Genomic DNA, 23,641 nt, shown 5'->3' with positions numbered 1-23,641 from the left:
AACGCCGTCCGCAGCGTCTCGACCACGAACTCCAGCCGGCTCAGGTCCCGGGTGACCGCGAGGACATGCGTGGAGTCGGTGCGCTGACGCCCTCCGCTCTTGAGCAGCCCAGCCCGCTGGGCCGCGTCCAGCAGCGCGTCGAACACCCGCTGACCCGTGTCCGACGCGGCCAGCCGGGCACGGAACTCGCTCAGGACCGAGAAGTCGAACCCGGTGTCCGCCAGTTCCAGCCCCAGCGCGTACTTCCAGTCCAGGCGCGAGCGCACCGCATGGGCGGCCTGCCGGTCCGTCAGCCCCTCGGTGAACTGCAACACGGACACCACCGCCAGCCGGGCCGGCGATACCGCAGGGCGGCCCCGGACCGCGTACAGCCCCGCGAAGTCCGCGTCCGCGATCACCACCTGGAGGTCGTCCCGCAGCCGCATCGCCAGGCACCCCTTCGGGAACACCGCCCGCGCCAGCCGAGCGGTCTCCTCCGGCACCTCGCCCAGCCCCACCCCTCGCAGCGACACCCCAGTCCCTCCCAAAACGCAACGTCGGCCTGCCCAACCCCAACGGGGTCGGACAGGCCGACGTCACGCAGCCCCCGGATTAACCAACAGCGTCGGAGTGCTCCGGCGGGGGCATCGGCGTGTCAGGCCCCCGGCCCGGGCGGCAGGGGGCCCGACCAGGGGCGGAGCGAGCCGGGCGTGCGGGCGCGTACCCTTTGAGGTGACAGAGTCCGGACAGTGGCGCACGACCGCCGCGCCGGACGGGGACAACTGACTAAGGACTGAGCGACCCTGGCACGCCGTACGCCCGACGGTCCGCCGCCCGCGCCGACGGTGCAGCGGATCCGTCTCCGCTACACCAAGCGCGGCCGGCTCCGCTTCACCAGCCACCGCGATTTCCAGCGCGCCTTCGAGCGCGCCCTGCGCCGGTCGGCGGTGCCGATGGCCTACTCGGCCGGCTTCACCCCGCACCCGAAGGTGTCGTACGCCAACGCCGCTCCGACCGGGGTGGCGAGCGAGGCGGAGTACCTGGAGATCGGCCTCGCCGACGTCCGCGACCCGGAGCAGCTGCGTGCGCAGCTGGACGCGTCGCTGCCGAACGGGCTGGACGTCATCGACGCGGTCGAGGTCCGGACGCCGAACTTCGTGGAGCGCTTGGAGGCCTCCGAGTGGCAGGTCCGGCTGGACGGTGTCACTCCGGAGGAGGCCGCCCGTGCGGCCGCCCTCTTCCTCGCCGAGGAGCGGGTGGAGGTCGAACGCCTGACCAAGAACGGCGTCCGGGTCTTCGACGCGCGCGGCGCCGTGGCGGCGCTGGAGATCCTCCCGTCGCAGGTCGACGCCGGTGCGGACACGGTGGGCGAAAGGGGCCGCGATGTTCGGACGGCCCGTCCCTGTGCGATACTGCGCCTGGTAGTACGACACGCCACACCCGCCGTACGACCCGACGACGTATTGTCCGGTCTCCGTGCGACGGCCGACCTGGCGCCGCCGGTCCCCGCAGAGGTGACCAGGCTGGCGCAGGGGCCGCTCGACGAGGGGACCGGCACGGTGACCGACCCGCTGGCGCTCGACCGCGCCGCGGCCCCGGCCGGCCCTGTGGCGGCCGCCGAGCCGCGCGCAACCGCGTCCGCCTAGCGGGCGGAGGCCGGGCCCGGTAACCACTGGGCACGCTGGTCCTCCAGGCCCCCGCGGCTCCCCAGGGGAGCGAGCGTCGTCGAAGCACAGGCCGGCCTCTTGCGGCCCGCCGACCCCGATGGTCGGTGGGCCCGAGGACCCCGTCCGGGAGCCACCCGGGGTTGGGGGACGGCGCAGCTTGGGAAAACCTCAGAAGACTGGTCAGACCAGAAGACTTTCGACACCCCGCCGAGCGCGGGGCGCCGAGCGAGACTACGAGCCCCTGTGCGGCCTCGCGTCCGCACGGCGGCACCGTGAAAGGGTCCGGCCCGAGCATCGTCGCGATGCCGGCCGGCCACCGGTGCCGCGCCGTGCCCGGATGCGGAGCCCGGGGGCCTGACGGGAGATCCACCCGCATGCTCGATAACACCGATCCGCAGCAGTCTGCGGCGCCGGAACAGAACGATTCCACCGCCACCGGTGGCGAGGGCGCGTCCGCCGCGCCGCCGCGCCGCCGTCGCCGTGCGGTGTCCCGCCCGGCGGGCACCCCGCAGGGTGCGGCCGCGGAGGCCGCCGAGACGGTGATCCCGGCCGAGGCGCCGGTGGCCGAGGCCGCCGAGGCTGCGCCCGCCGAGGCCCCGGCCGCCGAGCCGGTGGCCGAGAAGCCGGTCCGGGCCCGCCGCACCCGCAAGCGTGCCGAGGCCCCCGCCGGGGCACCGGAGGCCACCTCGATCGTCGTCACCGCGCCGGAGGCCCCGCAGGCCGCCGAGGCGCAGGCCGCCGAGGCCGCGCCCGCCGAACCGGTGGCCGCCGAGCCGGTGGCCGAGAAGCCGGTCCGGGCCCGCCGCACCCGCAAGCGCGCCGAGGCCCCCGCCGGGGCACCCGCCGCCGAGGCCGCGCCCGTCGAGACGCCCGTCGAGACGCCGGCCGAGACCCCGGCCGCTCCTGCCGCCGAGGAGGCGCCGGCTGCGCCGGCCCGCCGTACCCGCCGCCGCCGGGTGGTCGAGGAGACCCCGGCCGTCGCGGAGGCGCCGGTCGAGGAGCCCGCCGCCGAGACGCCGGCCGAGGAGCCCGCCGTCGAGGAGGAGGCCGCCGAGGCCGAGGCCGCCGCGCCCGCCCCGGCACCCGCCGCCGAGGCCGAGCCGCCGCAACGGGTGCGCCGCCGCGCGGTCCGCCCGTCCACCGCGATCTTCCAGGCTCCCGTCTTCCAGGAGCCGGCCCCCTACGTCGCCCCGCCCGCCGCGCAGCCGGCCGCCGCCGCTGCGGCCGCTCCGACCGAGGCCGCCGCGCCCGCCGTCCAGCCCGGGGAGGACGACGAGTACGAGTACAGCGGTGTCGGCCGCCGCCGCCGTACCCGCACCCAGGTGCGGGTGCAGGCACCGGCCCGCCGCAAGCCCGTCGTCGAGGAGCCGGCGGAGGCGCCCGCCGCCGAGGCCCCGGCCGCCGTCGAGGCGCCCGCCGCCGCCGGCCCGGAGACCGAGGGCGAGTGGGAGGAGGACGGCCGTCCGTCCCGCCGTCGCCGCCGGGGCGGCCGTCGCCGCCGCCGCGGCGAGGCCGAGGAGTTCGAGGCCGAGACCGCCGAGACCGAGCAGCCCGCCGAGGAGCCGGCCGCGGTCGTCGACGAGGAGGAGGGCGACGAGGACGACGACGAGCTGTCCGCCGGCCTGGCCTCGTCCCGCCGCCGTCGCCGCCGTCGCCGCCGCAGCGGTGAGGCCGGCGCGGTCGAGACCGCCGAGACCACCGAGGACGGCGTCCGTACGGTCGTGAAGGTGCGCGAGCCGCGCCGCCGCTCCACCGAGCCGTCGTTCGACCCGGACGAGGTGCAGTCGATCAAGGGCTCGACCCGTCTGGAGGCGAAGAAGCAGCGCCGCCGCGAGGGCCGCGAGCTCGGCCGCCGTCGGGTGCCGATCATCACCGAGGCCGAGTTCCTGGCCCGCCGCGAGTCGGTCGAGCGCGTCATGGTGGTGCGCCAGAACGGCCAGCGCACCCAGATCGGCGTGCTGGAGGACGGCGTGCTGGTCGAGCACTACGTCAACAAGGAGCAGGCCACCTCGTACGTCGGCAACGTCTACCTGGGCAAGGTCCAGAACGTGCTGCCGTCGATGGAGGCCGCCTTCGTCGACATCGGCAAGGGCCGCAACGCCGTGCTCTACGCCGGTGAGGTCAACTTCGGTGCGCTGGGCGGCCACGGCGGCCCGCGCCGGATCGAGTCGGTGCTGAAGTCCGGCCAGTCCGTGCTGGTGCAGGTCTCCAAGGACCCGATCGGCCACAAGGGCGCCCGCCTGACCAGCCAGATCTCGCTGCCCGGCCGCTACCTGGTCTACGTGCCCGAGGGCTCGATGACCGGCATCTCGCGCAAGCTGCCCGAGAACGAGCGCGCCCGGCTGAAGCAGATCCTCAAGAAGATCGTCCCGGACGACGCGGGCGTCATCGTGCGCACCGCCGCCGAGGGCGCCTCCGAGGAGGAGCTGACCCGCGACGTCCAGCGCCTGCAGCAGCAGTGGGAGGACATCCAGAAGAAGGCCGCCAGCGGCAACGCCCCGGCGCTGCTGTACGGCGAGCCGGACATGACCGTCCGGGTCGTCCGCGACATCTTCAACGAGGACTTCACCAAGGTCATCGTCTCCGGCACCGAGGCGTGGAACACCATCCACGACTACGTGTCCAACGTGGCCCCGGACCTCGCCGAGCGGCTCCAGCGGTGGACCTCCGAGGTGGACGTGTTCGCCACCTACCGGATCGACGAGCAGCTGATGAAGGCGCTGGACCGCAAGGTCTGGCTGCCCAGCGGCGGTTCGCTGGTGATCGACCGCACCGAGGCGATGGTCGTCATCGACGTCAACACCGGGAAGTTCGTCGGCCAGGGCGGCAACCTGGAGGAGACGGTCACCCGGAACAACATCGAGGCGGCCGAGGAGATCGTGCGCCAGCTCCGGCTGCGCGACCTCGGCGGCATCATCGTGATCGACTTCATCGACATGGTGCTGGAGTCCAACCGGGACCTGGTGCTGCGCCGCCTGCTGGAGTGCCTGGGCCGTGACCGGACCAAGCACCAGGTGGCCGAGGTCACCTCGCTGGGCCTGGTGCAGATGACCCGCAAGCGGGTCGGCCAGGGCCTGCTGGAGTCGTTCTCCGAGCCCTGCGTGCACTGCAACGGGCGCGGCGTGATCGTCCACATGGAGCAGCCGAGCGCCCACGTCCACGCGACGGCCAGCCAGGCCGCCGCGGCCGGCGAGGCGGGCTCGGGCGGCGGCAAGCGCCGGCGCCGGGGCAAGGGCGGTGCGGCCCCCGAGGAGCCGCAGGCCGTCGCCGAGGCGGTCGTCGAGGCGATCGAGGCCGCCGAGGCGGTCGTCGAGGCCCCGGCGGAGCTCGAGTCCGCCGAGGTCGTGGAGCCGGTCGAGGCGCTGCCGGCTGCCGAGGTCGAGCCCGAGGTCGAGGTCGCCGAGGTCGCCGAGCCGATCGGCGAGGTCCCCGCCCAGCCCAGCCTGGTCGAGATCCCGGCCGCCGCCGCGGCGCCCGCCGGCCGCACCCGCCGCCGGGCGGTGCGCAAGGCGACGGCTCCGGCCGGCGCGCCGGCCGAGGCGGAGATCGTGGTGCTGCAGGCCCGCGCGGACGCGGCCCTGGAGGCGGCCTTCGCCGCCGCCGAGGCTCCGGCCGCCACGCCGGCCGAGGCTCCGGTCGAGGCGCCGGCGGAGGTCGTCGCCGAGGCTCCGGTCGAGGCGCCGGTGGAGGCCGTCGAGGCGGTCGTCGCCGAGCCGGCCGCCGAGGCCCCGGCCGAGGACGCTGCGGAGACCGCCGAGGCCCCGGCCGACGCCGCTGCCGAGGCACCCGCCGAGGAGGCGCCGGCGCCGAAGAAGCGGGCCGCGCGCAAGACCGCCGCCAAGAAGACGGCCGCCAAGAAGACCACGGCGGCGGCCGCGAAGAAGACCACCGCCCGCAAGACCGCGACCAAGCGGACCAGCGCGGCGGCCAAGAAGGCCGCGGCCGCCGAGGGTGAACCGGCAGCCGAGTAGTGCCCGTGTCCCGGGGGCGGGCGATCGCCCGCCCCCGGGGCCGTACGGTCCGGTTTGCCCCCGTGGCGGCCGGTCCGTATTCTTGACCCTCGGCGTGTCTACGCCATGCTCCCGAGCACTTTCACCTTCCGGGCCCCTAACCGAGCCCGGGAGAGGCCCCTGTGTCCGTACCCAGGCGGCTGGCATCTGGAGCTCCGACCGAGTTAGAAATGGGGTACCGCATGTACGCGATCGTTCGCGCAGGCGGCCGCCAGCACAAGGTCGCCGTCGGCGACGTGCTGGAGATCGACCGTATCGAGGCCAAGCCGGGTGACTCGGTGGAGCTGTCCACCATCCTGGTCGTCGACGGTGACGCTGTCACCTCCGACCCGTGGGTGCTGGCCGGCGTGAAGGCTCACGCCGAGGTGGTCGACCAGACCAAGGGCGACAAGATCGTCATCCTGCGCTACAAGAACAAGACCGGTTACCGTCGCCGCCAGGGTCACCGCCAGCAGCACACCGCTGTGCGGATCACGAGCATCGACTCCGTCAGCAAGTAAGGGGATAGCGAGATGGCACACAAGAAGGGCGCAAGCTCTACCCGCAACGGCCGTGACTCGAACGCCCAGCGCCTCGGCGTGAAGCGCTTCGGCGGCCAGGTCGTCTCCGCCGGCGAGATCCTCGTCCGCCAGCGTGGCACCCACTTCCACCCGGGTGCCGGTGTCGGCCGCGGTGGCGACGACACCCTGTTCGCGCTGACCGCCGGTGCCGTGCAGTTCGGCACCCGCCGCGGCCGCAAGGTCGTCAACATCGTGGCCACCGAGGCCTGAGTCCGACAAGACTCACAATGAAGGGTGGGCCGGAATGTTCCGGTCCACCCTTCGGCTTTACCGCAGGCAGACCCATTGACTTCGCACTGGAGGCACTCCCCATGACCACCTTCGTGGACCGCGTCGAGCTGTACGTCGCCGCGGGTAACGGGGGCCACGGCTGCGCCTCCGTGCACCGTGAGAAGTTCAAGCCGCTGGGCGGGCCGGACGGCGGCAACGGCGGCGAGGGCGGCAGTGTCATCCTCACCGTGGACGCCCAGGTCACCACCCTGCTCGAGTACCACCACTCGCCCAAGCGCAAGGCCACCAACGGCAAGCCGGGCGCGGGCGGTCACCGCACCGGCGCCGACGGCCAGGACCTCGTGCTCGCCGTACCGGACGGCACCGTGGTGATGGACAAGCAGGGCAACGTCCTGGCCGACCTGGTCGGCCACGGCACCAGCTTCGTCGCCGCCGCCGGCGGCCGCGGGGGCCTCGGCAACGCCGCGCTGGCCTCGGCCCGCCGCAAGGCGCCCGGCTTCGCCCTGCTCGGCGAGCCCGGCGAGGCCCGCGACATCGTGATGGAGCTCAAGTCCGTCGCCGACGTGGCCCTGGTGGGCTACCCGAGCGCCGGCAAGTCCTCGCTGATCTCGGTGCTCTCCGCCGCCAAGCCGAAGATCGCGGACTACCCGTTCACCACCCTGATCCCCAACCTCGGCGTGGTGACCGCGGGCGACACCGTCTACACCATCGCGGACGTGCCCGGCCTGATCCCGGGCGCCAGCCAGGGCCGGGGCCTCGGCCTGGAGTTCCTGCGGCACGTCGAGCGCTGCTCGGTGCTGGTGCACGTGCTGGACTGCGCGACCCTGGAGCCGGGCCGCGACCCGCTCAGTGACCTGGAGACCATCGAGGCCGAGCTGGCCGAGTACGGCGGTCTGGAGGACCGTCCGCGCCTGGTCGCGCTCAACAAGGTCGACGTGCCGGACGGCCAGGACATCGCCGACCTCACCCGCGCCTCGCTGGAGGAGCGCGGCTACCGCGTCTTCGAGGTGTCGGCGGCCTCCCGCAAGGGCCTGCGCGAGCTGAGCTTCGCGATGGCGCAGATCGTCGCCGAGGCCCGGGCCGCCAAGCCGGTCGAGGAGTCCACCCGGATCGTGCTGCGGCCCAAGGCCGTGGACGACGCGGGCTTCACCATCACCGAGGAGGACGGCGCCTACCGCATCCGCGGCAGCAAGCCGGAGCGCTGGGTCCGCCAGACCGACTTCTCCAACGACGAGGCCGTCGGCTACCTCGCCGACCGGCTGGCCCGCCTCGGCGTCGAGGACCAGCTCTGGAAGATCGGCGCCCACGAGGGCGACACCGTCATCATCGGGCCGGACGAGAACGCGGTCGTCTTCGACTGGGAGCCGACCATGGCCGCCGGTGCCGAGATGCTCGGCCGCCGTGGCGAGGACCACCGCTTCGAGAGCCCGCGCCCGGCGGTGGACCGCCGGCGCGAGAAGCAGAAGGGCCGGGACGCGGCCGAGGCCGAGTTCCTCGCCTTCGAGGCGCTCTCCAGCGGCCGCCAGGCGGCCATCGAGGGCGACGACGAGGACTACTGACCCTGACGGTCCGTCGAACCCGACGGACTGCCGGGCCCGACGGAGACGGCCCCCGCCACCCTGAGGTGGCGGGGGCCGTCCGCGTGGTGTCGCGGTGTCACTTGCTCCAGGAGGCCTGGAGCTTGAGCGGGTCGTTCAGGTCGGTGTAGCCGACCGCGCTGACGGCGTTGCCCGGCAGCGAGACGATCTGGCACCCCTTCACCTCGGAGCCCTTCGCGAAGCCCTGGAACTTCGCGCCGGTGCACTTGGGCAGCGGGGTGGCGGCGTTGATGACGAAGATGCCGTTCTTGCCGTTCTGGTCGTAGGCGACGAACTTCGAGTCCGGGGCGGTGAAGGAGAGCGTGGTGTCGCTCAGGTTCTTCATCGTGTAGCTGAGGTACACGATGGTGCGGCCGTCCAGACCCGTGGTGCTGATCTTGGCGGCCTTGAGGTCCTCGACCGACCCGGTCTCCCAGCCGGTGACGGTGACCTCCAGCTTGGCGCTCTTCTGGCTCTGCTTGTCGGTGAAGTCGACCGTCGCCTTCTGGCCGACCTTGACCGCGGTGGCGGCCTTCGGCGGGGCGCCCGCGCCCCCGGCGGCGCCGGCCGCAGCACCCGCGCCGGCCGCAGCGCCCGCACCGGCGGAGGCACCGGCACCCGCCGCGGCGCCGGCCGCGGCGCCGGCCGCAGCGCCCGCACCGGCGGAGGCACCCGCACCCGCCGCGGCACCCGCCGCCGCACCCGCGGCAGCGCCGCCGGCGGGCGAGGTGGCGGTACCGCCGGCCGCGGCGGCACCCGCACCGGCGGCACCGCCCGCCGGCGTGGTCGCGGCCGCCCCGGCGCCCGCGCCGGCCCCGGCCGCGGCGTCCGCGTTGTCCGGGCCGCAGGCGGCGAGCGAGAAGGCGGTGGCGGTCGCCAGCGCGGCGACCGTGAGCTTCATGGTGTTCGAACGCATCTGTGCGCTTACTCCTGGGCACGCGCCCGCGAAACCGTTTCCGGCCTGCCCGTGCGGTGCTGCCCGTCCAAGATGGTTGGAGACATGGGTACAGCGGGCAAGAAGCCGTCCCCCGATCTGGCTTGCGGTCAGGGACCATACCAGTCGCCCGGATTGCCGGCCGCGCTGTGGCGGAGCCGTGACCGGCCCGGGTCCAGCCGGTGAAACGCGCTGCGGGCGCGCTGCCCCGATCGCGTAGATTGCGGGGGGACGGCGGGGCACGCGCCCGCCGCACCCGCACCACACCGGAAGGGCGAACAGCGAGATGAGCGACGACTCACTGCGGGAGGAGGTGCTGACCGCGCGCCGGATCGTCGTCAAGGTCGGCTCCTCGTCACTCACCACGGCGGCCGGCGGCCTCGACGCCGACCGGGTCGACGCCCTGGTCGACGCGCTCGCCAAGGTGCGCAGCCGCCCGGACGCCCCGGAGGTGGTGCTGGTCTCCTCCGGCGCCATCGCGGCCGGCCTCGCCCCGCTCGGCCTGGAGAAGCGCCCCAAGGACCTCGCCCGCCAGCAGGCCGCGGCCAGCGTCGGCCAGGGCCTGCTGGTCGCCCGCTACACGGCCTCCTTCGCCCGGTACGGCATCCGGGTCGGCCAGGTGCTGCTGACCGCCGAGGACGCCAGCCGCCGCGCCCACTACCGCAACGCGTACCGGACGCTGGACCAGCTGCTGGCGATGGGCGCGATGCCGATCGTCAACGAGAACGACACCGTCGCCACCGCTGAAATCAAGTTCGGTGACAACGACCGGCTGGCCGCGCTGGTGGCCCACCTGGTCCGGGCCGACCTGCTGGTGCTGCTCTCCGACGTCGACGGCCTCTACGACGGCGACCCGAGCCGGCCCGGCACCAGCCGGATCGCCGAGGTGGCCGGCCCGCACGACCTGGACGGCATCGAGATCGGCAGCGCCGGGAAGGCCGGGGTCGGCACCGGCGGCATGGTCACCAAGGTCGAGGCGGCCCGGATCGCCACCGGTGCGGGCATTCCGGTGGTGCTCACCGCGGCCAGCCACGCCGCCGACGCGCTGGCGGGCCGGCCCACCGGCACGCTGTTCCGGCGCACCGGCAGCCGCTCGTCCGACCGGCTGCTCTGGCTGGCCCACGCGAGCAGCCCGCGCGGCGCCCTGCACCTGGACGAGGGCGCGGTCGCCGCGGTGGTCTCCGGGGGCGCCTCGCTGCTGCCGGCCGGGGTCACCAAGGTCGACGGCGAGTTCGCCGCGGGTGATCCGGTGGACCTTCTTGCCGAAAACGGCCACATCGTGGCGCGCGGACTGGTCAACTTTGATGCGAGGGAGTTGCCCCGCCTGCTCGGCCGGTCCACCCGCGACCTGGCCCAGGAGTTCGGCGCAGCCTACGAGCGGGAGGTCGTCCACCGCGACGACCTCGTCGTCCTGCGCGGCTGACCGGCCCGAGGGCGCCACGGACGGCTCCGCACGGGGTGGAGGCCCGGCCACGGGCGAGGAGGGGCGCAGCCGTACGCTCCGGCCGGGGCCGGCGGGTACGACGACACGACATCGCCGAACAGGAGGCCGCCGGTGGAACGCAGGCGCGAAGCAGCGCTGACCGGAGGAACGGCGGGTCGACGGCTGACCAGCATCGACGGCGGGCGCGCGAGCGAGGATCCGGCCGGTCCGGCCGGTCCGCCGCCGCACGGGCCGACCGCGGTGCGCGGGGCCCGGCCGGACCGGCGGGGCGAGGGCGAGCCGCCCGCCGCCCCCGAGCAGGCCCGGCTCTGGCACGTGGTGCTCAGCGTCTCCGGGCCGGTCACCCCGCTCACCGAGCTGCGGGCCGGGCTGGAGCGGTTGGCCCACGACCACTCGTTCTTCCTGACCGCGCGCTACGCGGCCGACCACGCCGAGATCCGCTACTGGGAGCAGGCCCGTGACCTGCACGACGCGGCGGCGATCGCGCTGCGGCTCTGGGGCGAGCACAAGGCGACGGCGAAGCTGCCTCCGTGGGAGATCGTCGGCCTGGAGGTGGTGGACCGGGCGACGTACCACAAGCGGGTCGCCGAGGGCTTCGGCGACCCGCCCCCACAGCTCGGCGGCGTGCACCCGTACTGATCCTCGGCGCCTCGGCTCGGCGGCCGGCCGGGGTGTCTCACCGGGCGAAATGGCGGTCGGAGGGTGGGGGCGCAGTCGCTACCCTTGGCGCATGACCAGCGACCTCGCCACCGCCGACAGCCCCGTCCTCGCCGTAGCGCGCCGAGCCCGGGAGGCCGCCGCCGCGCTCGCCCCGCTCCCGCGCCGGGCGAAGGACGACGCGCTGGCGGCGATCGCGGACGCCCTGGTGGCCCGCAGCGCCGAGATCACCGCAGCCAACGCCGAGGACGTCGCACGCGCCCGCGAGGCCGGCACCGCGGAGTCGGTGATCGACCGGCTGACCCTCGACGACGACCGGATCGCCGCGATCGCCGCGGACGTCCGCAAGGTGGCCGGCCTGCCCGACCCGGTCGGCGAGGTGCTCCGCGGCTACACCCTGCCCAACGGCCTGGACGTGCGGCAGGTCCGCGTCCCGCTCGGCGTGGTCGGCATCATCTACGAGGCCCGCCCCAACGTCACCGTGGACGCCGCCGCGCTCTGCCTGAAGTCCGGCAACGCCGTGCTGCTGCGCGGCTCGGCCTCCGCCTACCGTTCCAACACCGCGCTGGTGGCCGTCCTGCGCGACGCCGTGGTCTCGGCCGGACTGCCGGCCGACGCCGTCCAGCTCGTCCCGGGCGAGAGCCGTGACTCCGTTCGGGAGCTGATGCGCGCCCGCGGCCTGGTCGACGTGCTGATCCCGCGCGGCGGCGCTTCGCTGATCCGTACCGTGGTGGAGGGCTCGACGGTCCCGGTGATCGAGACCGGCACCGGCAACTGCCACGTCTACGTGGACGCGCAGACCGACCTGGCGATGGCCGTCGGCATCCTGCTGAACTCCAAGGCCCAGCGGGTCAGCGTCTGCAACTCGGCCGAGACCCTGCTGGTGCACCAGGACGTCGCGGACGCCTTCCTGCCGCTCGCGCTCGCCGCCCTGGCCGAGGCCGGGGTCACGGTGCACGGCGACGAGGCGGTGCTCAAGGCCGCCGAGGGGTCGCCGGCCACCGTGGTGCCGGCCACCGAGGAGGACTGGGAGGCCGAGTACCTCTCGTACGACCTGGCGGCCGCCGTGGTGCCCTCCCTGGAGGCCGCCGTCGCGCACATCCGCCGCTGGTCCTCCGGTCACACCGAGGCGATCGTGACCCCCTCGCAGGCGGCCGCCCGCCGCTTCACCCAGCTGGTCGACTCGACCACGGTGGCCGTCAACGCCTCGACCCGGTTCACCGACGGAGGTGAGTTCGGCTTCGGTGCCGAGATCGGGATCTCGACCCAGAAGCTGCACGCCCGCGGCCCGATGGGCCTGCCGGAGCTGACCAGCACCAAGTACATCGTCACTGGTGACGGCCATGTCCGGGGCGAGGCGGCGCAGACCGTGGGCGGGGCGGGCGACGCCTGCTGAGCCCGGCCGCAGAGCGGTCCGTCACACGTGTGACGGACCAACTGCGAGGAGCCACAGACAAATCGCCCGCCCGGTAATACGCTGAATCCCGTGGCTGAGGATGTGGGGGGCTTGCCGTACCCCGACGGCGCCGACCACGGTGGTGCGGACGACGAGTTCGCCACCGTGGTCTTCGATGAGGCCTTCGTCCGCTCCGCCGCCGTGCACGAGCCGACGGCCAAGGAGCGGCAGCTCGCCGCCGCCGAGGCCAGGTTCGAGCCGGACACGGCGGGGGCGGGCTGGGGCTATGACGTCCCGGCCGGTGACGGGCTGCCGCTGGAGCTGCGGCCTTACCCGGGCGGGCTGGACGACGACCACCTCTACCCCGATCCGTGGTCGGGCCCCGGCCGGGCGGCCGGGCGCCGGAGCCGCAGGTGGGGCCGGGGCGGCGGCTTCGACCCGGCGAGGGCCCGGCGCGGGCGCTACGTCGCCCAGCAGCGCTGGCACCGCCCGGTGGCCTGGGTGCTCGCCGTGATCATGGGCGTGAGCCTGGTCGCGGTGGCGGTCGCGGCGGTCTACCAGGGCGTGGGCGGGTCGGGCGGCGGTACGCCGCGGCGGCCCGAGTCCGGCAGCAGCAGCGCGGGGCTCGACCCCGCACCGCCGCCGGCCGAGCCCTCGCTGGTCGTCACGGCGCCGGCGGGCTGACCTGCCGGGGCGGCGCGCCCGGGGCCGCGGGACGGTCGTCGGGCGCCCGGGGAAAGTGCGCGAGCACCCTCGTGGCGGGGCCGGGCGCGCCTTACCCTGGTGTCATGGGTGACCCGCGCGAGCCTCCGGAGGGTGCGCCCGAGGGTGGTTCGGGAAACGAGGACGAGTACCGGTCCGTCGTCTTCGACGAATCGTTCGTCCGGGCTGCCCGGATCCAGGAGCTGTCCGCCCGGGAGCGGCTGGCCGGCCCGTTCGGCCGGGCCACTCGGCCGCGGGTGCGGCTCGGCCCGCTGGGCAGCGTGCCGCGGCAGGCGCTCGCGCTGCTGCTGCTGATCCTCCTGGCCTTCGCGGCCGCCGTGTACTTCGGCGTCAGCTCGCCGAACCGACAGTCGGCGCGGCCGGAGGGCAGTCAACTGACCGTCAGCCTGGTGGCGTTGAGCCCGGCTTCGGTGGTCCGCCCGGTCGCCGACCCGGCCGCTCCGTTCGCCTCGCTGCCCGCCGGCTACAGCGACGGCGCGATCGGCCTGGGCACGCCCGCGGGGGCCGCCACCCAGCACTTCAGCCGGGTCGAGGTCACCAAGGCGCTCGACACCGTCCAGCGCTACCTGGTCGCCTCCTCGCTGACGCCGGCGGCGCTGACCCAGGGGGCCACCGCGGAGGTGCGGGCCTTCGTCACCCCCGGCGAGCAGGCGCACTTCGACGCGAGCGTGGCCCACCCGGTGGACGACCGCCACAACGCGGCCACCGGCTGGGTGGTCCGTTTCGACCCGGCGCAGGTCGCGCTGGCGGCCGACACCGTGAAGGTGGCCGGCGCGATGCGGATCGACGAGGCGGACAGCGGCACGCTGCAGATCACCACCGACCACACCTTCGTCTATGCGCTGAAGCAGGCCGGTGCGCCGAGCGGTGCGCCGGTGACCCTGGAGACCGTGCGGCGCCAGCTGACCTTCCAGTTCGACCGGATCGACCTGGCCGCCGCCCAGCTGCGGCTGGTGGACTCGGTGCTGCAGGCCGGTCCGGCCAACTGCGCCGGCTCGATGGCCGCGTACCTGCAGCCGGTGCTGGCCGGTCCGGACGGCACCCAGCCGCCGTCGCCGACGGCCGTGGACCCCGGCAACCACGCCCACCCGGCCTGGCAGGTCTGCGGCGTGCTGGCGGGCTGACCTCCCGGCGTCCGGCCCGGCGGGTTGGCGTCCGGGTGCCGGCGGGCCGACGTCCCGGTGCCCGGGGCCGCGGGTCCGGGAGCCGGCAGGGGCCGCAGCCGCCGGCCGGGAGACGCCGACGGCCCCCGGCGGGTGGGCCGGGGGCCGTCGGGACGAGCCGGGGTCAGTCCCGGTCGCGGTCGTCCCGGCCGTCGCGGGGGCCGGGAACGTCGGCGTCGCCGGTGCCCTTGCTGCTGCCGCCGCCGTTGCCGCGGGCGGCGTTGGCGAAGGTGTCACGGAGCTTGCCGCCGACGTTGGCCGCGCCGCCGGCCATGTCGCGGATCAGGCCCATCAGCGGGTCCTTGCTCTCCTTCACCGAGTTGCTGTAGTGCTCGGCGGCGGCCTTCCACTGCTCGCCGACCGAGGCGTCCGGGTCGTCGGTGCGGCGCGGGTAGGCGCCGGCCAGGATCGAGCGGTACTCGTCGCTCTCCGCCCACTTCTTCAGCTTGGCGACCCGCACCACCGCGAACGGGTGGCTCTGCGGCAGCACCTGCAGCAGCTTGAGCACGCCGTCGCGGAGGTCGCCGGCCTTCTCGTACTCCTCGGCCTGCTCCAGGAAGGCGTCCACGTTCATCTCGGCCGTGTTGTGGCCGCCGGCCAGCTTCATCAGGGCCCGCATGGAGGCCTGGAGGTCCTGGCCGGCGAGCAGTCCCGCGCGGTCGCTGGAGAGCTCGGCCTTGCGGAACCACTCGTTGAGCGCCGTGACGATCGCCATGATCGCGATGTTGCCCAGCGGCACCCAGGCGATCCGGGCGGCGATGTTGGTGAGGATCAGCAGCATCGTCCGGTAGACCGCGTGGCCGGACATCGCGTGGCCGACCTCGTGGCCGATGACCGAGCGCAGCTCCTCCTCGTCCAGGAGCTCGACGAGCCCGCTGGTGACCACGATGATCGGGGAGTCGATGCCGATGCAGTACGCGTTGACCGTCGGGTCCTGGCTGACGTAGAGGTCCGGCACCTTGTCGAGGTCCAGTACGTAGGCCGCGTCGCGCACCATTTCGTGGAGCTCGGGGAACTGCCGCTCGGACGTCTTGACGGCGGTGGCCAGGAACATCAGCCGGATCGCGCGCTCGGAGACGAGCCCGGCGAGCTTCTTGAGCACGTCGTCGAAGCCGGTCAGCTTCCGCAGCGCGACCAGGGCGGAACGGTCCGCCGGGTGCTCCCAGGCCCGGGTGGAGATCTCCGGGAAGCGCTGGCGGCGCCGGCTCGGGGCCTTCGCGGTGATGTCGGTCATGGTGTGGGTACCCTCCTGGTCGACGGCGGCCCCGGCCGGTGGCCGGCCCCCGCTGGTCTTCGCCTGCAACGACTGTCAGTCCAACGTCCGCGGTTGCGTACTCGTCCCCGGACGGGCTCCTCCACGGCACCCGGACGGGGCCGGAGGGGGCCGTGGGCGGCGGCGGTGTGAGGGCGGTTTACCCTGAATGCCCTGGAGAGCCGGGACCAGCCTGGCCGCGGTACGCGTACGTCCGAGGAGCCCGCAGATGTCCACCGACGCCCTTGTCAGCCTGGCCGGACCGATCTCCGAGGAGGGCGGCCCGGGCCTGTTCCTGCGGATCATCGTGGTGGCCTCGTTCGTGGGCGTCGGTCTGCTCGCCTGGATCCTGCTGCGGGCCGGCCGCAAGAGCTGAGCGGCCCCCTCCCGGCCCGGCTCCGGCCGGGCCCCGCTCACGCCGGATCAGACGCGGTGGGCCGCCGAGCGGTTGCCGTGTAACCCCCCGTACGATGACGGGTGGGCCCTCACCGGCCTGCACACCCCCTGGTCCGTCATCCGAGCCGAGAAGGTCCCGCCGACCATGAGCACTGCCGCCGCACTTCCCGTCCTGAACCTGCTCGCCTCCGAGGGCGAGGGGGGCAACCACGACAGCCTCAACCCCTACCTGACCGGTGGTGGCGCGCTGTTCATCCTGCTGCTGCTGCTCTACGTGACCACCCGCTTCAACCGGGACCGCTGAGCCCGCCTCCGGGGACGGCTCGGGGAGCGTCCGGCGACCGCGCCGGCCGCTCCCTCACGCATCTGCGGGCCGCGTCCGCCGGTTCCGACCCGGCCCGCGGCCGGCCCCCGGCCGGGACTCCGGGGCCGTCACCCGGCCGTTCCCGCACCGCAACGGGCGTCGCGTATGGTGTGGCGACATGGGAGAACAGACCGGGAATCCCGGCGGACCGGCACCGGTGAAGCGGCGCCTCGGCGTGATGGGCGGCACCTTCGACCCGATCCACCACGGACACCTGGTCGCCGCCAGTGAGGTGGCGAGCGCGTTCCACCTGGACGAGGTGATCTTCGTGCCGACCGGACAGCCGTGGCAGAAGACCGACCGCCACGTCACCCCGGCCGAGGACCGCTACCTGATGACGGTCATCGCCACCGCGGAGAACCCGCAGTTCTCGGTCAGCCGGATCGACATCGACCGCGAGGGGCCGACGTACACCGTCGACACCCTGCGCGACCTGCGCGCGCTGCACCCGGACGCCGACCTCTTCTTCATCACCGGCGCCGACGCGCTCGCCCAGATCCTCTCCTGGCGGGACTCCGACGAGCTTTTCTCGCTCGCCCACTTCATCGGCTGCACCCGGCCGGGGCACACTCTTTCGGACGCCGGGCTTCCGGTGGGCGGGGTCTCCCTGGTGGAGGTCCCCGCGCTGGCCATCTCCTCCACGGACTGCCGCGACCGGGTCGCCAAGGGCGAGCCGGTCTGGTACCTCGTCCCGGACGGCGTGGTCCGCTACATCGACAAGCGGGCGCTCTACGCGCCGGACCGGACCTGAGTCCCGGAGGGGCGTGCGCATGAGTGACCGCAGGGGCGGCGGACAGCAGCCCGACGACTGGTCCACCGGGCAGTACCAGCAGCACCGGCAGCCGTACCCGGGCCGTCCGCAGCAGGGCGGCTACGACCAGCAGCCCTACGAGCAGCAGTCGTACGACCAGCAGTCCTACGACCAGCAGCCCTACGAGCAGTACGACCAGTACGGGCAGCCGGCCCAGCAGGGGCAGCCGGTCCAGCACGGGTACCAGCAGCAGGGCGGCTACGGCTACCAGGAGCAGCCGTACCAGCAGCAGGGCTACCAGTCGTACGACCAGCAGTCCTACGAGCAGTACGACCAGTACGGGCAGCCGGTCCAGCAGGGGCAGCCGGTCCAGCACGGGTACCAGCAGCAGGGCGGCTACGGCTACCAGGAGCAGCCGTACCAGCAGACCTACGACCCTTACCGGCAGCAGGCGCAGCAGTACGCGACCGCGCCGCAGCCGGCGGTCGCCGACCCCGAGCCCGCACCGGAGCCCGCCGCCCCGGCGCCGCCGCGCCCCCGCACGCCCCGGCCGGCCGCCGCCACTGCTGCCGCCGCCACCGCGCCGACCCGGCCCGAACCGCCGTCCGAGCAGGTCGGCGGCAGCCGCGCCGCCAAGGCCAAGGACCCCAAGGCCTCCTACGCCACCGGCCAGTTCACCTTCGTCGACGAGGAGGCGGAGGAGACCGAGGACGTCATCGACTGGCTGAAGTTCGCCGAGTCCCGCAGCGAGGTGCGCGCCGAACGCCGCCGCAAGCTGCGCAACCGGCTGATCGGCGTCGGCGTGGTGGCCGCCCTCGCGGCGGCCGGTGCCGGCGGCTACCTCTGGTTCACCGGCGACAAGCAGACCGCGGCGACCGCGGCCGGCCCGCGCCAGGTCAACGTGGTGCACCTGCGCGACCTGCAGGGCAAGGTCTCCAGCGCGCTCCTGGTCAACGACGCCGCCGGGAAGAAGGGCACCGTGCTGCTGCTGCCCGACACCCTGCGGCTGCCCGGTCCCGGCGACCCGCCGGTGACCACCGTCGGCCAGGCGATGGACGCCATCGGCCCGTCCTCCACCCGCGACGGCCTGGCCACCGTCCTCGGCGCCCCGGTGGCCGGCACCTGGCGGCTGGACACCCCCTACCTGGAACTGCTGGTCGCCCAGCTCGGCGGCGTCCGGGTGGACACCAACGCCGAGACCCACGAGGGCGGCAAGCCGGACGGCAAGCTGCTCTCCGCCGCGGGCAAGAACACCCTGCTCGGCGGGAAGGCCGCGGTCGCCTACGCCACCCTGCAGGGCCAGGGCGAGAGCCGGGACGCCCAGCTGGCCAGGTTCGGCCAGGTGATGGACGCGGTGCTGCGCACCATGCCGACCGACTTCAAGGACGCCAAGGACGACGTGCACCGGATGAACGCGGTGCTCGACCCGTCGCTGCCCGAGGACGCGCTGGCCGGGGTGCTGGCGCAGCTCGCCCAGCAGGGCAAGGACGGCCACCTCGGGACCACCGCGCTGACCGTCAAGCCGGACGGCACGCTGGACGAGGCCACCGCCGGCAAGCAGGTCAAGGACGTCCTGGGCGGCACCGTGAAGTCCGCCAGCACCACCGACGCGCCGGCCCGGGTATCGATCCAGGACGCCACCGGCAACGACCAGGCGGCCGCCGCCGCGCAGGTCCAGGTGGTCAACGCGGGCCTGACCTTCGTCCCGGGCGGGGCCAAGAGCGCCCCGCAGGCCGCCAGTGAGATCCGCTACACCGACGACGCCCGGCAGGCCGCGGCGAAGTCGCTGGCCACCAGCCTGAACCTGCCCGAGACGGCGGTGAAGAAGGTCACCGACGCGCAGAACGCCGACCTGGTGGTCGTCCTCGGCAAGGACTACCAGCCGCCGAAGTCGCAGTAGGCCCGTGCCCGGCGCGGCGGGCGGTCCCGGAAATCGGTTCCGGGGCCGCCCGGGCGGCGTGAGATCCTGGAAGGCGATGCCCGGCCGTGCGCCGGGCGCGCCCCCAAGCCGCCGAGCCGGAAGTACACCGTGACCGCCACCGAGCACAGCCAGGAACTCATCACCGTCGCCGCCCAGGCGGCGGCCGACAAGCTGGCGCACAACATCATCGCGTTCGACGTCAGCGAGGTGCTGTCGATCACCGACGCCTTCCTGATCGCCTCCGCGAACAACGACCGCCAGGTCAAGTCGATCGCCGAGGAGATCGAGGACAAGCTGCGCGAGCAGCTGGACGTCAAGCCGGTGCGCCGCGAGGGCGAGCGCGAAGGCCGTTGGATCCTGCTCGACTACCTGGACATCGTGGTGCACGTCCAGCACTCCGAGGAGCGCTCCTTCTACTCGCTCGACCGGCTCTGGAAGGACTGCCCCGAGCTGCCGCTGCCGGCCGACGCGCTGGCCTCGCGCAACCGCCCCGACGCGCTCACCGACGCGGACGGCAACGCCGTCTCGCCGGCCGAGGCCGCCCCGGCGGACGACTTCGGCGCCGAGGACTACAGCTGAGCCGGGAGGCGCGGGGCCCGCGCATCGTCTTCTGGCGGCACGGTCAGACCTCCTGGAACCTCGAATCGCGGTTCCAGGGCACCACGGACATCGAGCTCACCGGCCAGGGCGTCCTGCAGGCCCAGCGGGCGGCCCGGCTGCTCTCGGGCCTGCGGCCCGACCTGCTGATCTCGTCCGACCTGAAGCGCGCCCGGCGCACCGCCGAGGAGCTGGCCGCCGTCACCGGCCTGGACGTGCAGCACCACGAGGGGCTGCGCGAGACCTATGCGGGCTCCTGGCAGGGGCTGACCAACGCCGAGATCCGCGAGCGCTTCCCCGAGGAGTACGCGGCCTGGTCGCAGGGCGAGCCGGTCCGGCGCGGCGGTGGCGGCGAGCTCGCCACCGAGGTGGCCGACCGCGCCGTGCCCGTGGTGCTGGAGGCGGCCGCCAAGCTGCCGGAGCACGGCACCCTGGTCGTGGTCAGCCACGGCGGCACCATCCGCACCATGCTCGGGCGGCTGCTCGGCCTGGAGCCGCCGCTCTGGGAGTGCTTCGGAGGCCTGTCGAACTGCTGCTGGTCCGTGCTCGGCCGGGGCGCGCGCGGCTGGCGACTGCTGGAGCACAACGCCGGCACCCTGCCGCAGCCGGTGATCGGCGACGACACCTGAGACGGCGCCCGGGGGGAGCGGTCGGCGGCACCCGGGCGGGCCGCCGAAGGCACCCGCACCGGGCGGTCGGGCAAGGCCCCCGAGGGGGTCCGCGGGGGCGGATTTCGCAGTTCCGGGCCTGACCGGCTAGAGTCTTCCTCGTTCGCACGGAGGGAACGCGGCCCGGAAGGGAAGCGGGAGATCCGGTGAGTGCGGGGCTGTAGCTCAGTTGGTAGAGCGCTTGCATGGCATGCAAGAGGTCCGGGGTTCAATTCCCCGTAGCTCCACTCCGCACCTGCGGTCCGCGAGGACCGTGCGTGTCGCGGGGCTGTAGCTCAGTTGGTAGAGCGCTTGCATGGCATGCAAGAGGTCCGGGGTTCAATTCCCCGTAGCTCCACAGACCGTACGAAGGCCGTCACCCGTCGGGTGACGGCCTTCGGCGTTCCCGCCCCGCTCGCCCGGGGCGGGCCGGGGGCTCAGGACCTGCCGGCCCCGCCGGCCCGAGCGACCTCGCCGGCCCCGGGTGCCTCGCTTCCCCCGGTGGCCTCGCCGGCCTCAGCGGCCTCGCCGACCTCAGTGGTCTCGCCGGCCTCGCCCGAGCGGGGGCCGTGGCGGTCCGGGTAGCCGCACTCGTGGCAGGGGTCCAGCCAGCCGCCGGGCGGCAGCGCGGCGAGCCGCTCGATCCGTTCCTGGTCCTGCGGCCCCTCCGGGAGGTAGACCACCACGTAGGTCTCCGGCACCCCGGGCATCGTCAGGTACGAGGCGTTCAGCCGCAGCACCCCGACCTTCGGATGCCTGAACACCCGCAGCCACACCTCCGGCGGCGCCACCTCCTGGCGCTCCCACAGCTCCCGGAACAGCTCGCTGCGCGCCGACAGCCGCTGGACGTGCTCCTCCCAGGCCGGCTCGCCGACGTGCTTGCCGTACGCGGACCGCAGCACCGCCACCATCCGCGGCAGTGCCTCCGCGCGGTTCACGAACGGGTTGCAGCAGGGCGGCGCGAGCACCGTGCACCAGATGCTGTTGAACCGCCCGTTGGCCGTCGTGATCCGGGCGGCACCGAACAGCGACTCGTACGGCCGGTTGTACATCAGCACGTCGAACCGGGTGTTGGAGACCGCCGCGGGCAGCGGCGCCAGCGCGTCCAGGATCACCTGGGTGGACGGGTCCAGCACCGGCGGGTCCGGCTCCGAGAAGTCCGGGGACAGCCCGGCGAGCCGGAACAGGTGCTCCCGCTCGGTGCCGTCCAGCCGCAGCGCCCGGGCCACCGCCGCCAGCACCTGCTCGCTCGCGTTGATCGGCCGCCCCTGCTCCAGCCACGTGTACCAGGTGACGCCGACCCCGGCGAGCTGCGCCACCTCCTCGCGGCGCAGCCCCGGCGTGCGCCGGCGCACCCCGGGCGGCAGACCGACGTCCTCCGGGGCCACCCGGGCCCGGCAGGCCTTCAGGAACCTGGCCAGCTCGGTCCGGCGGCGCTCCTTCTGCTCCCTGCGGCCCGGCTCGGCGTCGGCGGCGGTGAGGTCGTCCAGGACGGTCATGCCACCAGCCTGCCGCACAGCGCGGTGCGGAAACAGGTGCTGCCAGTACCAGGATCACCAGGCTCTAACCACCAGTACCCGCCGCGGGCGAACCTGACTCCATGACGGATCTTCAGACCCGGCCCAGCGCGGTCGGCAGCAGTACCGAGGCCCGGGCGGTACGCCCCGGGCTGCTCCTCGCCCTCGTCCTCTGCGGCCAGTTCATGGCCATCCTGGACGTCTCCATCGTCAACGTCGCGGTGCCGACCATCCGCACCGACCTGAACGCCTCCGGCGCGGCCCTCCAGCTGGTCATCGCCGGCTACACCATCGCCTACGCGGTGCTGCTCATCACCGGCGCCCGGCTGGGCGCCCGCTACGGCTACAGCCGGCTCTTCCGGGTCGGCCTGGCCGGCTTCACCGCCGCCTCGCTGGCCTGCGGCCTCGCTCCCGCCACCGGCTGGCTGATCGCCTTCCGGCTGCTCCAGGGGGCCGGTTCGGCCCTGATGGTGCCCCAGGTGATGAGCCTGCTGCAGCGGACCTTCACCGGCGCCGCCCGGACCAGGGCGCTCGGCCTCTACTCGGCGGTCCTCGCCGGGGGCATGGCGATCGGCCAGGTGCTGGGCGGGGTCCTGGTCAGCGCCGACCTGTTCGGCACCGGCTGGCGCCCGGTGTTCCTGGTCAACGTGCCGATCGGGCTCGCCCTGCTGGCGGCCGGGGCCCGGCTGCTGCCGAACCTGCCCGGCGACCGGAACCGCGGCTTCGACGTGCCCGGCCTGGTGGTGCTCGGCGCGGCCCTCGGCCTGCTGGTGGTGCCGCTCGTGCTCGGCCACGAACTGGGCTGGCCGGCCTGGGGCTGGGCGATGCTGGCGGCCAGCGCGGCCCTGTTCGCCCTGTTCGTGGAGGTCGAGCGCCGGATCGCCCGGCGCGGCGGGCAGCCGCTGATCTCCGGCCGGGTGCTGCGGGCGCCCAGCCTGCGCCCGGCGGCCCTCGCCCTCTTCATGATCATGGCCGCGTTCGCGGGCTTCCTGTTCGCCTTCGCCCTGCACCAGCAGGCCGGCCTCGGCCACGGGGCGCTGCGGGCCGGCCTCTGCTCGGCGCCGGTCGCGCTCGGCTTCGGTCTCTCCAGCCTGCACTGGCACCGGCTGCCCGCGCGGCTGCACGGAGTGCTGCCGGTGATCGCCGCCGCCCTGCTCGCCCCCGGCTACCTGCTGCTCGGCGTGCTGCTGCGGGACGGCGCGGACATCGGCGCGCAGGCGCTGACGGTGACGGCGGTGCTCGGGCTGATCGCGGGCTGCGCGTACTCGCCGCTGTTCGCCCGGGCACTGGCCAAGGTGGACCCGGCCGACGCGGCCGACGCCAGCGGGGTGATGGTGACGGTCGTCCAGCTCGGCCAGGTGGTCGGGGTGGCGGTGCTCGGTTCGGTGTTCCTCGGCGGGGTCGACCTGCCGGCGCCCGCCGGGGAGTCCGGGCACGCGCTGCTGGTGACCACGGCCGCGATCGCAGCTGCCGTCGCGGTGGCCGCGGTCGCCGCTGGCCGGATCCGCCGGACGGCGAGGGGGTAGCGCAGTGCCGGGCCGCGCGTGTGCCGCCGGGAGCCCCGGCGGCACACGCGCGCGGTGCGGCTCGGGGCGGCGGGCGGCTGGCACGGGCGCCGGCCGGTCTCCGTCGAGGGGGCTGCCGGAGGGCCGGCGAGTGGCATCCGAATACGGATTCGTGGAGCACCCCGTCGACCGTGTAAAGTAGTCGATGTCGCCGAGGGAAACCGCAGGAAACCTCCGGTGACACTGCAGGTCAAGGGGCTGTAGCTCAGTTGGTAGAGCGCTTGCATGGCATGCAAGAGGTCCGGGGTTCAATTCCCCGTAGCTCCACAGGAATCGAGGGCCGCCTCCCG

Annotated in this window: 21 protein-coding genes and 3 tRNA genes; 20 read left to right on the top strand and 4 right to left on the bottom strand. The window is 74.3% G+C overall.

Annotated elements, in window-relative coordinates; genetic code table 11:
- Positions 1–512, bottom strand: a 512-nt coding sequence (locus MCM47_RS04360; RefSeq protein ID WP_238741165.1) for a transposase, incomplete at its 3' end; no start/stop codon positions are given.
- A 312-nt stretch (positions 513–824) separates the two neighbouring features.
- On the opposite strand from MCM47_RS04360, the gene MCM47_RS04355 reads away from it, so the two are divergent.
- From MCM47_RS04355 to obgE, 5 genes are all read left to right on the top strand, one after another.
- Entirely contained in the window at positions 825–1,625 is an 801-nt protein-coding gene (locus MCM47_RS04355; protein ID WP_238741163.1) for a TIGR03936 family radical SAM-associated protein, read from the top strand.
- A 395-nt stretch (positions 1,626–2,020) separates the two neighbouring features.
- Positions 2,021–5,617, top strand: a complete 3,597-nt coding sequence (locus MCM47_RS04350) for an Rne/Rng family ribonuclease (protein ID WP_238741161.1) — start codon at positions 2,021–2,023, stop codon at positions 5,615–5,617.
- A 221-nt stretch (positions 5,618–5,838) separates the two neighbouring features.
- Complete coding sequence (gene rplU / locus MCM47_RS04345) at positions 5,839–6,156, top strand: 50S ribosomal protein L21 (RefSeq protein ID WP_045696828.1); 318 nt, start codon at positions 5,839–5,841, stop codon at positions 6,154–6,156.
- A 12-nt stretch (positions 6,157–6,168) separates the two neighbouring features.
- Positions 6,169–6,426, top strand: a complete 258-nt coding sequence (gene rpmA / locus MCM47_RS04340) for a 50S ribosomal protein L27 (protein ID WP_209416555.1) — start codon at positions 6,169–6,171, stop codon at positions 6,424–6,426.
- A 101-nt stretch (positions 6,427–6,527) separates the two neighbouring features.
- The gene (gene obgE / locus MCM47_RS04335) at positions 6,528–8,006 is read left to right on the top strand and encodes a GTPase ObgE (RefSeq protein ID WP_238741160.1); all 1,479 of its coding nucleotides are present in this window, start codon (positions 6,528–6,530) and stop codon (positions 8,004–8,006) included.
- Between the two features lie 97 nt (positions 8,007–8,103).
- On the opposite strand, the gene MCM47_RS04330 is transcribed toward obgE, so the two are convergent.
- Entirely contained in the window at positions 8,104–8,940 is an 837-nt protein-coding gene (locus tag MCM47_RS04330; protein ID WP_238741158.1) for a hypothetical protein, read from the bottom strand.
- A gap of 304 nt (positions 8,941–9,244) precedes the next feature.
- Here MCM47_RS04330 and proB point away from each other — a divergent pair, with 304 nt between their 5' ends.
- The 5 genes from proB to MCM47_RS04305 all read left to right on the top strand — a co-directional run bounded on the left by proB (position 9,245) and on the right by MCM47_RS04305 (position 14,302).
- Entirely contained in the window at positions 9,245–10,381 is a 1,137-nt protein-coding gene (proB, locus tag MCM47_RS04325) for a glutamate 5-kinase (protein ID WP_238741156.1), read from the top strand.
- A gap of 132 nt (positions 10,382–10,513) precedes the next feature.
- Complete coding sequence (locus MCM47_RS04320) at positions 10,514–11,041, top strand: hypothetical protein (protein ID WP_238741151.1); 528 nt, start codon at positions 10,514–10,516, stop codon at positions 11,039–11,041.
- 91 nt (positions 11,042–11,132) lie between these two features.
- Positions 11,133–12,455, top strand: coding sequence for a glutamate-5-semialdehyde dehydrogenase (locus MCM47_RS04315; protein ID WP_238741149.1), 1,323 nt, complete (start codon positions 11,133–11,135; stop codon positions 12,453–12,455).
- A gap of 90 nt (positions 12,456–12,545) precedes the next feature.
- Positions 12,546–13,139, top strand: coding sequence for a hypothetical protein (locus tag MCM47_RS04310; protein WP_238741147.1), 594 nt, complete (start codon positions 12,546–12,548; stop codon positions 13,137–13,139).
- Positions 13,140–13,243: 104 nt separating this feature from the next.
- On the top strand, positions 13,244–14,302 hold the full coding sequence (locus tag MCM47_RS04305; protein WP_238741145.1) for a hypothetical protein: 1,059 nt from the start codon (positions 13,244–13,246) through the stop codon (positions 14,300–14,302).
- 163 nt (positions 14,303–14,465) lie between these two features.
- Here the strand turns inward: MCM47_RS04305 and MCM47_RS04300 are convergent, their stop codons facing one another.
- Positions 14,466–15,575, bottom strand: coding sequence for a M48 family metallopeptidase (locus MCM47_RS04300; RefSeq protein ID WP_238741143.1), 1,110 nt, complete (start codon positions 15,573–15,575; stop codon positions 14,466–14,468).
- A gap of 247 nt (positions 15,576–15,822) precedes the next feature.
- Between MCM47_RS04300 and MCM47_RS04295 the strand changes: the two genes are divergently transcribed.
- From MCM47_RS04295 to MCM47_RS04260, 8 genes are all read left to right on the top strand, one after another.
- Positions 15,823–15,969, top strand: coding sequence for a hypothetical protein (locus tag MCM47_RS04295; protein ID WP_238741141.1), 147 nt, complete (start codon positions 15,823–15,825; stop codon positions 15,967–15,969).
- Positions 15,970–16,134: 165 nt separating this feature from the next.
- Positions 16,135–16,293: a hypothetical protein gene (locus tag MCM47_RS04290; protein WP_238741139.1), complete on the top strand. Its 159-nt coding sequence runs from the start codon at positions 16,135–16,137 to the stop codon at positions 16,291–16,293.
- Positions 16,294–16,471: 178 nt separating this feature from the next.
- Complete coding sequence (gene nadD / locus MCM47_RS04285; protein WP_238741137.1) at positions 16,472–17,104, top strand: nicotinate-nucleotide adenylyltransferase; 633 nt, start codon at positions 16,472–16,474, stop codon at positions 17,102–17,104.
- Positions 17,105–17,123: 19 nt separating this feature from the next.
- On the top strand, positions 17,124–19,004 hold the full coding sequence (locus tag MCM47_RS04280) for an LCP family protein (RefSeq protein ID WP_238741135.1): 1,881 nt from the start codon (positions 17,124–17,126) through the stop codon (positions 19,002–19,004).
- A gap of 129 nt (positions 19,005–19,133) precedes the next feature.
- Entirely contained in the window at positions 19,134–19,604 is a 471-nt protein-coding gene (rsfS, locus tag MCM47_RS04275; RefSeq protein WP_238741131.1) for a ribosome silencing factor, read from the top strand.
- Positions 19,601–20,251, top strand: a complete 651-nt coding sequence (locus MCM47_RS04270; RefSeq protein WP_238741522.1) for a histidine phosphatase family protein — start codon at positions 19,601–19,603, stop codon at positions 20,249–20,251. Before rsfS ends, MCM47_RS04270 begins: the two co-directional genes overlap by 4 nt.
- 193 nt (positions 20,252–20,444) lie before the next feature.
- A tRNA-Ala gene (locus tag MCM47_RS04265) sits at positions 20,445–20,517 on the top strand.
- Positions 20,518–20,554: 37 nt separating this feature from the next.
- Positions 20,555–20,627: transfer RNA gene (locus MCM47_RS04260), tRNA-Ala, on the top strand.
- Positions 20,628–20,706: 79 nt separating this feature from the next.
- Here MCM47_RS04260 and MCM47_RS04255 read toward each other — a convergent pair.
- Positions 20,707–21,768 carry a helix-turn-helix transcriptional regulator gene (locus MCM47_RS04255; protein WP_238741129.1) on the bottom strand — a complete coding sequence of 354 codons (1,062 nt, stop codon included), beginning with the start codon at positions 21,766–21,768 and terminating at the stop codon, positions 20,707–20,709.
- A gap of 101 nt (positions 21,769–21,869) precedes the next feature.
- On the opposite strand from MCM47_RS04255, the gene MCM47_RS04250 reads away from it, so the two are divergent.
- Together MCM47_RS04250 and MCM47_RS04245 are read left to right on the top strand one after the other, a co-directional pair.
- Positions 21,870–23,312: an MFS transporter gene (locus MCM47_RS04250; RefSeq protein ID WP_238741127.1), complete on the top strand. Its 1,443-nt coding sequence runs from the start codon at positions 21,870–21,872 to the stop codon at positions 23,310–23,312.
- Between the two features lie 233 nt (positions 23,313–23,545).
- A tRNA-Ala gene (locus MCM47_RS04245) sits at positions 23,546–23,618 on the top strand.
- Positions 23,619–23,641: the final 23 nt, after the last annotated feature.

The organism is Kitasatospora sp. A2-31 (genome assembly GCF_022288725.1).
Lineage (GTDB): Bacteria > Actinomycetota > Actinomycetes > Streptomycetales > Streptomycetaceae > Kitasatospora.
The sequence above is the reverse complement of the archived record's forward strand: the minus strand, read 5'-3'. Positions and strand labels throughout refer to the sequence as shown.